Source organism: Gracilibacillus sp. YIM 98692 (genome assembly GCF_010993965.1).
In the GTDB taxonomy this organism is placed as follows: Bacteria; Bacillota; Bacilli; order Bacillales; family Amphibacillaceae; genus Gracilibacillus.
The window spans coordinates 13555-28316 of record NZ_WIXM01000019.1; the positions used below are offsets into that span (position 1 = coordinate 13555).

Annotated in this window: 12 protein-coding genes; 7 read left to right on the forward strand and 5 right to left on the reverse strand. The window is 38.5% G+C overall.

All coding sequences use genetic code 11. From position 1 onward, the window contains the following. Positions 1–133 precede the first annotated feature (133 nt). The 3 genes from GHD00_RS14375 to GHD00_RS14385 are packed head-to-tail and all read left to right on the forward strand — an operon-like array spanning position 134 to position 2564. Positions 134–751, forward strand: a complete 618-nt coding sequence (locus GHD00_RS14375; RefSeq protein ID WP_163538852.1) for a hypothetical protein — start codon at positions 134–136, stop codon at positions 749–751. A 27-nt stretch (positions 752–778) separates the two neighbouring features. Next, entirely contained in the window at positions 779–1774 is a 996-nt protein-coding gene (locus tag GHD00_RS14380) for a hydroxyacid dehydrogenase (protein ID WP_163538853.1), read from the forward strand. A gap of 16 nt (positions 1775–1790) precedes the next feature. After that, the gene (locus GHD00_RS14385; protein ID WP_163538854.1) at positions 1791–2564 is read left to right on the forward strand and encodes a sugar phosphate isomerase/epimerase family protein; all 774 of its coding nucleotides are present in this window, start codon (positions 1791–1793) and stop codon (positions 2562–2564) included. A 618-nt stretch (positions 2565–3182) separates the two neighbouring features. Here the strand turns inward: GHD00_RS14385 and GHD00_RS14390 are convergent. Continuing rightward, on the reverse strand, positions 3183–4157 hold the full coding sequence (locus GHD00_RS14390; protein WP_163538855.1) for a LacI family DNA-binding transcriptional regulator: 975 nt from the start codon (positions 4155–4157) through the stop codon (positions 3183–3185). 145 nt (positions 4158–4302) lie between these two features. Here GHD00_RS14390 and lacZ point away from each other — a divergent pair, with 145 nt between their 5' ends. The 3 genes from lacZ (at position 4303) to GHD00_RS14405 (ending at position 8649) form a co-directional block, all read left to right on the forward strand. After that, the gene (lacZ, locus tag GHD00_RS14395) at positions 4303–7410 is read left to right on the forward strand and encodes a beta-galactosidase, LacZ type (protein WP_163538856.1); all 3108 of its coding nucleotides are present in this window, start codon (positions 4303–4305) and stop codon (positions 7408–7410) included. Positions 7411–7471: 61 nt separating this feature from the next. Beyond that, complete coding sequence (locus tag GHD00_RS14400) at positions 7472–7654, forward strand: cold-shock protein (protein WP_163538857.1); 183 nt, start codon at positions 7472–7474, stop codon at positions 7652–7654. 359 nt (positions 7655–8013) lie between these two features. Beyond that, positions 8014–8649 carry a DUF624 domain-containing protein gene (locus GHD00_RS14405; protein ID WP_240468713.1) on the forward strand — a complete coding sequence of 212 codons (636 nt, stop codon included), beginning with the start codon at positions 8014–8016 and terminating at the stop codon, positions 8647–8649. Positions 8650–8755: 106 nt separating this feature from the next. On the opposite strand, the gene GHD00_RS14410 is transcribed toward GHD00_RS14405, so the two are convergent. Genes GHD00_RS14410 through pxpB form a run of 3 tightly spaced genes read right to left on the reverse strand, consistent with a single transcriptional unit; the run spans position 8756 to position 11133 of the window. Beyond that, positions 8756–9490, reverse strand: coding sequence for a 5-oxoprolinase subunit PxpA (locus GHD00_RS14410; RefSeq protein ID WP_163538859.1), 735 nt, complete (start codon positions 9488–9490; stop codon positions 8756–8758). Positions 9491–9493: 3 nt separating this feature from the next. After that, positions 9494–10453: a 5-oxoprolinase subunit C family protein gene (locus GHD00_RS14415; protein WP_163538860.1), complete on the reverse strand. Its 960-nt coding sequence runs from the start codon at positions 10451–10453 to the stop codon at positions 9494–9496. Then, complete coding sequence (gene pxpB, locus GHD00_RS14420) at positions 10450–11133, reverse strand: 5-oxoprolinase subunit PxpB (protein ID WP_163538861.1); 684 nt, start codon at positions 11131–11133, stop codon at positions 10450–10452. The genes GHD00_RS14415 and pxpB overlap by 4 nt, the downstream gene beginning before the upstream one ends. A gap of 241 nt (positions 11134–11374) precedes the next feature. Between pxpB and GHD00_RS14425 the strand changes: the two genes are divergently transcribed. Then, positions 11375–13090, forward strand: coding sequence for a methyl-accepting chemotaxis protein (locus tag GHD00_RS14425; protein ID WP_163538862.1), 1716 nt, complete (start codon positions 11375–11377; stop codon positions 13088–13090). Between the two features lie 588 nt (positions 13091–13678). Here the strand turns inward: GHD00_RS14425 and GHD00_RS14430 are convergent. Then, positions 13679–14710: an FUSC family protein gene (locus GHD00_RS14430; RefSeq protein WP_163538863.1), complete on the reverse strand. Its 1032-nt coding sequence runs from the start codon at positions 14708–14710 to the stop codon at positions 13679–13681. Positions 14711–14762: the final 52 nt, after the last annotated feature.

Here is a 14762-nt window from a genome sequence, read left to right on the forward strand (position 1 = left end):
ATAGCGCTATTTGTGATATAATTTTCGTAGAAGCAGTTGGGAAAAGATAAGTAATATCATACCCATCTGCTAATGGGAAGAGGCCTTTGGTTTCTCCTTTTAGATAAATAGAGACAAGGGGAGTATGAGTACAATGAAGAACTTATGGGCAACATTGAAAACGATGTCTTTTAAAGAAGCAGTAGATTACATATGGGAATATTATAAACTGCACATTTTCGGAATCGCTTTCGGTTTATTTTTTATCATTTCGATCACCTCTAATATATTAAAAGAAGAGAAGGAAACGCTAAATTTTATGGTGGTTGGAGCAGTGAATTATAATATGACTGAAGCTATCTCAACGGAAATAAATGAGCAATATTTTGATGATTTTCGTGTAGCGGTTGATTTGGTACAGCATGGCGGGGGAAGCGCAGGAAGTCAATCTTATGCACAAATGCAAAAGCTAGTAGCTAAAATTTCGGTTGGGGAAGTAGATATTATGCTAGCCAACCAAGATTTTTCTGGTGATTTAATTGATCAAGAAGGATTAACACCTTTAGGACAAGTAGTAGATGAAGAATTATTAGAGCAAAGCAATGTTGAGATTCATCGATTAGACTCTGGGGAAATTTACGGGATTGGAATAGAGCAGTTTGACGTGCTGAAAGATGTGGAAAACATTCAAGAAAGCATTTTGGTTATTCCTGCAACATCCGAAAATGACGAAAGAGTGGCTGAGTTTTTAACAACACTATTAGAAGGGTAATTTTTGCGAACAGGGAGCGTATATTTCATGAAAAAGGCAATTTATGTGATGAATGATGATACTTTTGATTTAGTATACCCTCGTTTTATTCGGGATGAAGTGGAAGAATTGGTGGAGATAGTTAGTCCACCTCTTACGAATGCTGAATTACAACAGGATTTATCCGTTTTGAAAGATGTCGATGTCCTATTATCAGGTTGGGGAGGACCAAAACTTGATGAAAATCTATTAGAGCATGCCCCTCATTTGAAAGCATTTCTATACGCAGCTGGTTCTATTAAAAGTATTGCAACAGATGAAGCGTGGGATCGAGATATCTTATTTTCAACGGCGGCTCATGCGAATGGTATACCAGTTGCTGAATTTACGCTGTCGCAAATTTTATTTTGTTTAAAAAATGGGTGGGGCTTTACTCGTGGGATTAGAGAAAATTATGCCTTTCCACCAAAGCCATTTGCGGTAAAAGGGTCATATCGGAGCAAAGTTGGGATCATTTCGTTAAGTACCATTGGTCGCCGTACGGTAGAGCTATTACGTCCATTTGATATCGATGTTTTGGCCTATGATCCTTTTGTTTCTAAAGAAGAAGCGGAACAATTAAATGTGCAATTGTGTTCGTTAGAAGAAATGTTTGAACAAGCAGATGTCGTTTCTTTACATACTCCATTATTACCGGAAACGGTTGGAATGATTAACGGGGATCATTTCCGGTTAATGAAAAATAGAGCTAGTTTTATAAATACGGCAAGAGGTGCGATCGTTCGGGAAAACGAAATGATCGATGTCTTGCAAGAAAGGTCTGATATTACGGCGGTATTGGATGTCACTGATCCAGAGCCTCCAGAAATAGGTTCGCCGTTGTATACAATGGATAATGTGGTGCTAACCCCGCATCTTGCTGGAAGTGAAGGAGAAGAATGCGGACGGATGGGCCAATATATGTTAGAAGAATTAAAAAGATGGTTAAATGGTGAGCCATTAAAATGGCAAGTAACGAAAAAGCAATTTGGAAAGATGGCTTAGGAAAGGGGGTTTATAAGTGAAACTAGGATTATGCTCGGTAACGTTTCGCAGCAAATCAATTGAACAAGTGATTGATTTAGCAATGGAAGCAGAATTAGACGCGATCGAATGGGGAGGAGATGTACACGTTCCTCCGGGTGATATTGATCATGCCAAAAATGTGTTAGAAATGACAAAATCACGTGAATTAGAAGTGTCTTCCTATGGCTCCTACTATCGTGTTGGAGATCCAGAAAAAAATGAGCATTCTTTCGAAACCATTCTAGAAACAGCTCAAGCATTACATACTACTTCTATTCGCGTATGGGCTGGTACACTAGATTCAGAGGATGCAGATAAAAGCTATCGTCAATCGGTGATAGAGGATGCGAAACGAATTGCAGATATGGCTGGGAAAGAAAATATTTCGATTCACTTTGAGTATCACGGCGGTACATTAACCAACACAAAAGAAAGTGCCAAGCAACTTATGGAAGAAGTAGACCATGGTAATGTGTATCTTTATTGGCAGCCAGCAGTAGGTTTGTCTGTCGAGGATCGTTTAGCAAGTATTGATCTTGTTAAGCCATGGATTTCCAATGTGCACATTTTTCACTGGAATCAAACAGAGCGTTTAGATTTAGGAATCGGTGCAAAAGAATGGCAACGCTACTTAAAAGAGATTATGAGTGATCAAAAAGAGCGATATGTGCTGATGGAATTTGTTAAAAATGATGATGTGCAGCAGTTTAGAAAAGACGCGCTTGTATTACATGAATTGAAAAAAATTATAGATGGAACAAATCTGTAGAAGATAATAGTTATGAATTAGAGAGAGGTTCTATCCGCAGTAATAAGCAGCATTTAGCATTAAAACTATCGATAGAGAGGCTCTATATGCATTTTCAAGCAGTATTTAGCGTTAAAACTATCGATAGGGAGGTTCTATATGCATTTTCAAGCAGTATTTAGCGTTAAAACTATCGATAGAGAGGTTCTATATGCATTTTTAAGCAGCATTTAGCGTTAAAACTATCAATAGGGAGGTTCTATATGCATTTTTAAGTAGCATTTAGCGTTAAAACTATCGATAGAGAGGCTCTATATGCATTTTCAAGCAGCATTTAGCATTAAAACTATCGATAGGGAGGTTCTATATGCATTTTTAAGTAGCATTTAGCGTTAAAACTATCGATTGAGAGGCTCTATATGCATTTTTAAGCAGCGTTTAGCATTAAAACTATCGATAGGGAGGTTCTATATGCATTTTTAAGCAGCATTTAGCATTAAAACTATCGATAGAGAACTTCTATCAACAGTTTTAAGCTAATTCTTGTTTTCAAATCGTTGATAGAAGTCTTATAATCAACTTGCCCTAAAATCTGAAGAATGGATAATGACGTCTGCATATCAATCATATTCGGATGAATCAACCGGAATCTCTTTCAATTAAGCTAGTATCAATATATACTTTTTTGGCGATCGTGCGTTCATCGCGAAGGCGCTCCATCATTAAATCCACCGCTGTTTTTCCCATTAATTCTTTCTCAATTCTTACAGTGGTTAGTGCCGGATATATATATTTCGATACACTAATATCATTAATGCCAATCATACTTACTTGATTTGGAACTTCCACTTTCGTCTCATGGAGCGCTTTTAAAGCCCCAATCGCAAGCGGATCATTGGCTGAGATAAATCCCATTCGGTCGACATTTTGACTCTTTTGTAAAAAAGCCTTCATGGCCTTATATCCACCTTCTACCGTATAGTCAGTATATAAAAGCAATGATTCAACAAACAAACCCTGTTCTTGTAAATAGGAACGAAAATGCTGTTCACGTTCATCCATTTTACCACTACTAGAAACTTCCCCGCCTATAAATCCAATTTTATTGACGTTCTTATTTAATAAATAATCAGCCGATCTTTCTATCACTTTTTTAAATTCAATCAAAATGGCGTCACAGTTATCGTACTCCTCATCAGGATCTACTAATACTATGTGTTTCGACGTTTGCTGAAAGGTTTTTACTTGTTTTTTACTAAAACGTCCAACAGCAATGATTCCATCTATATCATCAGGTATTTTCTCCATTTCATTTGCTACAAATTTTAGTAAACGAATGTGTTGTTTCTCTGCTTCTGCTTCTATGCTGTGACGAATGGTCATATAATATAAATCGTTTAATTCTTCTTCCTCTGTCATCCAATGAATAAAGGCGATACGGCGGTATAGCTTTTTCCTTGGTGCCTTTTTGGTGTAAGATAAGGCTTCTGCAATCTCAAAAATTTTCTTTTTCGTATCCTCTCCAACGGATAGAGAGGGATCATAGTTTAATACACGGGATACAGTAGCGATTGATACACCCGCTTTTTTCGCAATGTCTTTTATGGTTGCCATGTTTGTCATCCTTCCAATACCGATTAGTAAAGTAAGTAAAATTTAACTTGACTAATTTTATTGACTATTTTAAGATAAATTCTAAGAATTGTCTATATAAAAAAGAAAATGAATTCGGTTACACAGAAAAGAGGAGGAACTAATCATGCAGCTTCATAAAGAGAAATATCATTATCAATCACCAAAAAACGGTTATCCGGAATGGAATAATAATCCAGAAATATTTGAACTTAATCGCATGCCGCAACATGCTGTGGCTATTCCATATCAAACAAAAGAGCAAGCTTATACATTTGATGCTAGTCAATCGCCGTTTGTAAAAAGTTTAAATGGCAAGTGGCGTTTTCACTTTTCTGAAAAACCATCCCAAAAAGTCCAGGAATTTTATCAAAAAGATTATGATACTTCTTCCTGGGATCTCATTAATGTACCGGCACACTGGCAATTAGAAGGATATGATTATCCGCAATATGTAAACACAAGATACCCTTGGATCGAACACGACGAGATCGAAGCTCCATTTGCCCCTACTCATTATAACCCAGTAGGGCAATACGTGACATCCTTTGTATTACCTAAAGCTTGGGAACAAAGCCCTGTTATTCTACAATTTCAAGGGGTAGAATCTGCCTTTTATGTATGGCTCAATGGTGAGTTGGTAGGTTATAGCGAAGATACGTTTACACCTGCTGAATTTAATCTTACACCATACCTTCAGGAAGGAGAAAACACGCTAGCAGTGGAAGTCTATCGTTGGTGTGATGCAAGCTGGCTGGAAGATCAGGACTTTTGGCGAATGAGTGGTATTTTCCGTGATGTAAACCTTATGGCTTTACCAGATTTGCATCTTTATGACCATCGCATACGTACTTATTTTGATCAAAACTATGAAAATGCAGAACTAGAAATAAAAGCAGATGTGATCAATTATTTTGAGAAAAAATATGACAGCGCTGCTCTACATGTCTCCGTATTGGATGCAGAAAATCAATTAATCGAAAAGCAGCAATTTCAACTAGCGATAGATGGTAAAATGTCTACCACTGTTCAATCGACAACTACTGTAAAAAATCCATATAAGTGGAGTGCTGAACAACCATATTTATACACAATGCTTTTTGAAATCGCCGACGATCAAGGTGAAACTGTTGAAGTATATGCAACAAAGTTTGGTTTCCGTCAATTCGAAATGAAAGATGGGATCATGCATATCAATGGTAAGCGAATCGTCTTTAAAGGGGTAAACCGCCATGAATTCACTGCAGACAGAGGTCGCGCAGTAACTACAGAAGATATGGTTCATGATATTACTTTAATGAAAAAGTATAACATTAATGCAGTTCGAACATCCCACTATCCGAATCATCCAAAATGGTATGACCTTTGTGATGAGTACGGGCTTTATGTAATTGATGAAACAAACTTAGAAACACATGGAACTTGGCGATATGGACAGGAAACAGAAGAAAAAGCATTGCCAGGAAGTAAGCCAGAATGGACAGAAAATGTCCTCGACCGCTGCCAATCGATGTATGAAAGAGATAAAAATCATCCATCTATCGTTATTTGGTCGTTAGGGAACGAATCCTTTGGCGGGGATAACTTCTTGAAAATGCATCAATACTTTAAAGAAACTGATCCAACAAGACTAGTACACTATGAAGGGATATTTCATTTCCGCGAATCTGATGCAGCTTCTGATATTGAAAGTACGATGTATCGCAGCCCAAGTGAACTAGCCTTTTATGCCAAGCAGCCTGGTGAGAAAAAGCCATATATTTTATGTGAATACAGTCATTCCATGGGGAACTCAACAGGAAACCTTCATAAATATACCGAGCTATTTGACCAATATCCTGTTTTACAAGGCGGATTTATTTGGGATTGGAAAGATCAAGCATTGCGTCATCAAACCGAAGAGGGCACAAGCTTCCTCGCTTACGGTGGTGACTTTGGCGAATCTCCCCATGACGGAAATTTTGCAGGAGACGGTCTTATTTTCGCTGATGGAACCGTGTCACCGAAGCTTGATGAAACCAAAGCATGCTATCAAAACATTGACTTTCAAGCGACAAACTTGCAAAATGGAGAATTCGAGCTGACTAATAAATATTTATTCACATCATTAGAACAGTTTACACTCGTATGGACGATCGAGGAAGAAGGAGAGATTGTCGCGTCGGGCACCACTGACTTAGAAGCACAGGCGACAGCTAAACAGGAGCTCCGACTCGATTATCCTTCTGACATTTTCCAAAAAGATAAGGAATATGTCGTGACTCTATCGGTGGTGTATAAGGATGCGCCAACGTGGGCAGAAGTGGACCATGAAGTGGCCTTTGCCCAATTTGTCGTGCCTAGTGTCAACCGTCCAGCGTTCAACACAGACGGCAGCCTGACATTAGACGAAACAGAGCAAGCTTATCAGATTCAAGGGCAGGATTTTGAATTGTCATTGGATAAAGCTTCTGGAGCGATAACGTCTTATTTGGTAAAACGTGTGGAGTTAATCGAAAGTGCTCCGATGCCTCATTTTTGGCGAGCGATGACCGATAACGATCGCGGTAATAAGCTGCACGAGCGAAGTGCCAATTGGCGTCAAGCAAGCGAGGAACGAACTTTGCAAGCATTACAGGTAGAGCAATTGGATTCAGTCGTAGTGGCGAAAGCTGTTTATCAATTACCGACAAGTTCCATTAGTGTGGTGGAACTGACATATACTGTTTATCCTGATGGTGCGGTGGAAGTGGAGCAACATCTTATGCCAGGAGAAGGATTAGCGGAAATTCCGGCAATCGGTGTTACGTTTGATATGGGGCTGGATTTTGATCAGTTGAAATGGTATGGAAAAGGCCCGCATGAAACTTATTGGGATCGTCAGCATGGCGGCAAACTTGGTATTTATGAAGGCAGGGTAAAAGAACAACTTCAACCCTATTTGAAGCCGCAAGAGAGTGGAAATAAATGCGGGGTTCGTTGGTTTGAACTTCGCAATCAGGATGGAAATGGTCTGCATGTAAGTGGAGATCCGACTATTGAAGTAAATGCCTTGCATTATACAGTGAATGAATTAGAAGCAGCGAGTCATCATTATAAGTTGAAAGAGCCTGAGAAAGTGTCTGTTACGATAAATGGCTGGCAAATGGGTGTTGGCGGTGATGACAGCTGGGGTCAAAAGACACATCCAGAATACACGTTATTTGCGAATCGCTGTTATCGTTTCCGTTTTGCGATCAAAGGATTTGTACAATAACTTTGTATTTGGAGACGAATAAGCGTATAATGGAGGTAGTACCCACGAAAGGGAGTGCCGAATGGCTTATTTTAATAACAAGAAAGAGCCCGTCGAAGATGTGGAGACAAAGGTATGGGCATGTGTAAGTGAAGATTGCCAAGGGTGGATGAGAGAGGATTACTCCTTTGAAAAAACACCGAGCTGTCCGTTGTGTAAATCGAATATGGAGAGGGAAGTAAGAGTATTGCCTGAGTTGAAATAAACGAAATGAACTGTTTCTTTTTGAGAAGCAGTTCATTTTTCTATGTTTGGGGAGTCATAAATTTTGTTTGACCCGCATAAGTAACTAGGGCAATTCTTTATCACGTAGATGCTGAATGGGCCACTTTTTTGCTTAAAGGGGTCACTTTCTTGAAAAAATGGGCCGCTTTTTTGGTTGAACGGCTCACTTATTAGAGGAAACAGGGCAGTATTTTCGTGAAACAGGTCACTTTTTAAAAAGGATTACTCGCTTACCTTTTTCTTTTAAAAATTTAGGTTTATATTTATATGATTCGGAAATAATGTAAATACAATAAAATCTATTGATAATCCAGTATTATGATTAAAGTGGGTGATTGGATGAATCAATTGGAGTCAACGTTGTTTCGGGTTTTACATGTTTTTGCATCGTATCTTGCTATTCAGCTGTTATGGTTCTTTTTTTCCTTAGGGGTTGTGACCATCATTCCGGCGACATTAGCGATGTATGCGGTCATTTTAGATTGGAGTAGAAACGGAGTCGATATCATAGGTGTGTGGAGAAACTTTTTCCAATCCTTTCAGTTTTATTTTAAAAACACGCTATTAATCGCACTAAACGTTGTCTTTGCAATTACACTATTTGTCATGTACGTCTCGGAAACCCCATTTTTCTTTGAGGGCAGCCACCTTTTTCTCCAAATAGGCTGGTGGTTTATGGTCAGCGTTTTTTTACTTACTTTAATTTCTATGGTGCCACTCGCGGTATCGTCGCATTTAAAAGGATTAAAACTATGGAAAAATGCTTGGATTGCTTCCTTAACGCTATTACCACAAGTTTTATTAATCGGAAGTATTGGCGGAATATTTGCACTGATTTCCGTTTACATTCCCATGGCATTTGTAGCAGCAATTAGCGTATTTGCCTTTTTGCATGTTTCCATCTGGCAGCAAGGCATGAAAAAAATGCCTGAGGATTTCTTAGATGAGTGCTTATTTAAATATCGTTACAGGTAACAAAAACCACGGAGAAAAAACTTTCTCCGTGGTTTTTTTAACGTAGACAGAATTGCTTCTGCTAAGCCAATTTTTAGCTTCACTCACAATACTATGTGATCCCAACTTAGATGGTATCGATCATTTCCCTGATACGTTTAGCGAATGTTACGGCTTCTTTCGTATCTCCATGCACACATATGGTATCAGCACGCAATGAAACGATATTGCCTGAAGCAGTCTTCACTTTTCCTTTTGTTACCATATCATGTACTTGCTTTAGTGCTTGATCAGAGTCATGAACCACAGCATTTGGTTGAGAGCGGGGAGTTAACGTACCATCATCCTGATAGGTTCGGTCCGCAAACACTTCATGTGCGACCGTAAGGCTTGCTTTTTCCCCGGCACGAGTCAAATAACTATTTGCTAAGCCATATAAAATGATCTGCTTATCAAAATCGTACACAGCTTGTACTATAGCTTCCGCCAGTTCCATTTGTTTACATGCCATGTTATATAAAGCACCATGAGGCTTCACATGATGTAATTTCACATCTTGAGATTGTGCAAAAGCGTTCAATGCACCTATTTGATAAAGCATTAAATCATATACATCATCAGGGTTCATATCCATTTTACGTCTGCCAAACCCCTGTAAATCTGGGAATCCAGGATGTGCTCCGATTTGAACATGATGTTGTTTTGCTAATTGCACTGTTTCTGCCATAGTACGGTAATCGCCGGCATGAAACCCACAAGCGATATTCACACTGTCGACGAATGGAATAATAGCCTGATCATTTCCCATTTTGTAGGAGCCATAACTTTCTCCTAAGTCACAATTTAGTTCAATAGAAGTCAATTTTTACTCCCCCCATTTTTGACATAAGGTTAATTTTATTGCTTTAAGTTGATCATTCTGCTTTTGTTTAGCCTTTAGTGCATCATCAATGGAACATTCTTTAAATCGAAAAGGAATACCAGGTTTTGATTGACTTAGTTTTGGTAAATCAGCTTGAATGACTTGTCCGATTTTCGGATAACCTCCTGTTGGTTGTCCATCAGCCATGAGAACGATCGGCTGTCCGTCAGGCGGGACCTGAATAGCTCCAAAGCTTGTGGCTTCTGTTAATAATTGTTTATCGTTAGCAAATGGCACAGCCGTTCCTTTTAACCGATATCCCATTCGATTGGATTGCGTAGTAGTTTGCCATGAATGGGATTCAAAGTCCATCTTGGCTTCATCGTTAAACCATTCAGATTGAGCCCCTTTGATATAGCGGATAACTGGTTCTGTTTTAGTGAAATAGTGAAACAAGCTAGGATTTACTCTCCAATTCACTGGTGCCGCTTCGACCGATTCTTTTAATGGAATACGATCTCCCACTTCCAATTTCCTACCTAGCATTCCTTTCCATTCAGCACGTACGATTGTACTTTTGCTTCCAAGAATTGGAGTTATATCAAATCCTCCTTTTACAGCTAAGTAACAGTACAGTCCTTCTTTGGTTGTTCTAAACTGCAAAATATCACCAGCAGACACGGATATAGGTTGACCTCTTGGAATGGGCTTATCGTTTATATTACCTCCCATATCGGCTCCTGTAATGACGATTGTTGCTTGATCGGTAAAACGGATCGTTGGTCCAAGAAAGCTCATTTCCATAACCGCTTCGTTTTCTTGATTTCCAACTAAAATATTAGCTACCTGCATCGCGAAGGAGTCCATTGCTCCGCTTACTGGAAATCCTTTGGAACGGTAACCGAATCGTCCTAAATCTTGTATGGTTGTATATAGTCCTTCTTCAATCATTTCAAGAGTCATGTTACAGTCTCCTTGCTTTGATATTGTTGAAAAGTATACTTGTTGATCGGATAAAAGGAAACCGTGTCTCCCGCTTTCATTAATGTAGGTTCTTTTTTATACAAGTGGAGCAGTGAAACAGGAGAACGGCCAACAACTTGCCAGCCTCCTGGGGATGTGCTTGGATACATCCCTGTTTGCTCTCCCGCAATACCAACAGATCCTTTTGGTACTTCGAGTCTCGGCTTATCCTTTCTCGGTGTAGCGATATTCGTATCCATTCCACTTAAAAAAGGAAAACCTGGTGAAAAACCAAGAAAGGAAACCGTATACGTATTGTTCGTGTGTTTTTGTATTACTTCTTCAATGCTAAGGTCATGATATTTTGCCACAAATGACAGGTCAGGAGCATACTCTTTTTCATAGCAAACAGGAATATTATGGTGTGTTCCTTGCTTTTGCTGTTCTAAAGGCTCTTGTAAAAGTTTTGTAAGATAATCTTGAATTTCTTGATGTGATAGATAGATCCAATCAAAGTAAACAGTCAATGTGGTATAACCGAGCACAGATTCTATTACTCCGTGTGGTGAATCTTGCTCGATTTTTTTATGTAAAGCGATCAATCTTTGAGTTGTTTCGGCTGTAAAATGTTCTGTTAGTTGAAGCATAACCGCATTTTCAGAAATATAAAAGAATTGCATGCTTCTTCATCCTTTCCATTTAAGGTCACAACACTATATCTATTCTATCGGAAAATAACCAAACTGAAAAATTATCTAGCATAAAGCAGTTGAATTTTGGAATTTAAGTGACTTTAGTCCTTTTATATGTTTAAATACAGGTCTAAAAGACTACTTTATTAAATAGAAATGATGAAAAAGACATGTTAAAATATACTCATGTCGAAAAAGCGTGTAACTATTAATCTTAGGAGGAACAACGGTGAAAAAACTTACAAGTAAATTTTCGTTTCGCAATGTCCGAGTAGGGACAAAGTATGGAATTATTCTAAGTATTGTTTTAGCATTATTCGTTATTTCAGGTGTTCTCGTTTCTATTCTACTGAATAATGTCGATTCAGAAATGGAAGCAATGGAAAGACGCGGGGACCGAGCAATCGATGTGGCAGAAATGGGCTCACTGATCCGGGCTAAATCCATTCGAGCATTTCAATATTTAAATGAACCAGATTCTAACTTAGTTGAGGAATATAATGAGCGTAAAGCATTATTTGAGGAGTTAGAAGCAGAAGTTAAGCCTAAAATGAACACAGAAGAAGAAAAAGATATGTTTGCTATTATCGTTAAGTTAGATGATCAATTAAACCAAAAATTTGAAGAATTAGTAAGTTATATGGATCAAGGCGAACAGGCAGTTGCTAAAACGGTAGCGAGACAAGCAGACACTGCTCAATGGGAAGCGGTTCAACAATTAACGGCATTAAATGAATTAGTCAATGAGCAAAGAGATACTGCCGTTACTAAGGCAAAGCAAAGTCAGACAACAGCGTTTTACGTATTAGTAGCGGCAATTTTGATCTCTGTTATTATTAGTATTGTGTTAGTTACTATTGTGAATCGATTGATTTCACGAAACTTAAATCAAGTGGTGGAAACTAGTAATCAAATTGCAGAAGGAAATTTAAGAACAGAAGATATCAGCTATCAGAGTAAAGATGAAATTGGTCAGTTAGCTATGGCTGTGAACGTCATGAAAGAAAATTTAAGGTTAATGATAGAGAAGGTATCCTCTGTTTCAAATACGGTTAGTGCGCAAAGTGAAGAGCTAACTCAATCGGCAAGTGAGGTAAGAACAGGGACAGAACAAATTGCGACAACAATGCAAGAGTTAGCATCAGGTTCGGAAACACAAGCTAATCATGCAGGGGATGTAGCTTCGCAAATGAGCGAGCTTACCACCAAAGTAACAGAAGCAAATAATAATGGGGAAAATATTAAGAAGGCTTCCGGTGATGTTCGTACGTTAACAGAAGATGGTCAAGAAATGATGTCGACTTCTGTCCATCAAATGAATCGTGTTAATGAAATTGTTCAAGATTCCGTAACGAAAGTACAAGGTTTAGATACACAAACAAAAGAAATATCTAAATTAGTTTCTGTGATCAAAGATATTGCAGAACAAACTAATTTACTAGCGTTAAATGCAGCAATTGAGTCAGCACGTGCCGGAGAGCATGGTAAAGGTTTTGCTGTAGTAGCTGATGAAGTAAGAAAGCTAGCAGAGCAAGTAGCAAATTCTGTTACGGATATTACGGAAATTGTCAACAATATTCAGTCTGAGTCCTCTCTTGTAACCAATTCTTTAGAGGAAGGTTATACAGAGGTGGAGCATGGAACAGAGCAAGTAGAAAAAACAGGAAAAACATTTGAGCGTATCAATCAAGCAATCAATGAGATGGCAACAAATATCCAGACTGTTACTGGAAATTTAACTGAAATTACATCAAGCACTAATGAGATCAATTCGTCTGTAGAAGAGATTGCATCGATTTCAGAAGAATCCGCAGCAGGAGTAGAGCAAACTTCCGCATCTGCCCAGCAAGCAAGCAGTTCCATGGAAGAAGTATCCGAAAACTCAGACGAGCTCGCTAAATTAGCAGAAGAATTAAATAGTCTAGTAGCACAATTTAAAATATAAGGCTCTATTAGTATCGTGTGATGTTTAATGCGACAGTTGACCAAAACAGCGACGTAGCATTTGGTCAGTGTGTAAATACCGCTTCAGAAATATACTTCGCTTTCCGCGGGCTCGCACTGAGCCTCCTCGCTCGTTCCTCACTGCGGGGTCTCACCGTCTTCGCTGTTCCCGCAGGAGTCTACGTATATTTCTTCCGCTAATGTGTAATGAAAATTTTGAATTTTTTTTACTTCAAACGAGTACCAATCCAAGCTGCGGAAAAATGCGAGACTCCTGTGGGAAAGGAACAGTCTGAAGACCCCTCGGGCGAGCGTTTTTTGCTCGTGAGGAGGCTGAAGCGTTCCCCACGGCAAAGAAGACACTGCGAAAGCGACCAAAGGAAGCTTGAGTAGATGTCGCACTTGTGCCCTTGGGTGAAAGCGAGTGTTTTTCCGCAGCGACGATTAAGCACTCATCTTTAAACGAGTGGATGGAAAGTATTTATAAGTTATTGCGCAAGAAGTATTAATATTTTGAAATAAAGCCAAATTTTAATATACTATGACATAAAAAACCGGGTTGTTTTGAAGCAACCCGGTTTTTGCTGTATTAAATTTGGTCTTTCTTTTTCAGTATCTCTTCGATGAGATTGTAAATGGATAACAACTCATATAAAATAATAATTTCTGGTGTAAATAAGGAACCTTCCGTTTTATTTTGCGGTCGTTTGCTTTCCCAAAACTGATTCATTAAAACCTTGACTTGTTGGCGATAAGCACTCGCCTTATAATCATCAGGGTGTTTCATAAAGGAAACTAAGGTCTCGACCATCTTTACAATGTCTTGACATTCTGATCTAGACCAACACACAGAATTAATCGGTGTATTTAATAAATTGCCAATATGATAATGGACTAAACGAAATTGCGTCAAGGCTCGTTTTTCTTGGGCAAATAATTTTTTTGTTTCCGTATCAAGGTGATGATACTTTGCTTCTCCCTCTTGAAATTCTAACAGCTTTTCCGTTTTATTAAGGGTTACCCTTAGATCAGCAAACCGCTTTTCGATCTCCCTCTTATTTGTCATTCCATCCTTCATAATTAACTGTTTCATAATCATTTCGAGTTCTTCGCCCGTTTTTTTCAATAACCCTTCTAAATTAGTGGAGATAGTCTTCGTATAATTTGGTGGCAGTACGAACATATTGACGAGGGTCGAAACAATCAACCCAATGGTGGTTGTACCAAGTCTAATAATAAAGGAAAACAATAAGTTTGTGTGAATCACTTCAATCATGGCAACGGAAGTTAACGTTGCAACGAGAAGACCTACATGTAATCCTAATCGATAGCATGTAATAATGGTACATAGTGCTGCCAACGTATATGTAAGCGGTGAGTCTTCGAAAAAATAAATAAATAATACCGCATAGCCCGATCCAATAGCGGATGCTGGGAAACGTATTAACCCTTTTTTAATGGAAGAGGCTACAGTTGGTTCGATGGTGATAATCGCTGTTATAACAGCAAATACGGCAGGCCAATCTAATAATTGACAAATAAAGGATGTTAGGAAAACGGCTAAAGCTGTTTTGATGACTCGTCTACCTGCAATACGGAAAGGCCACTTTATGTATTTCATTTTAAAAATCTCCCTACAATTGCTTCTCATACATAGTATAACAAAACAAAAA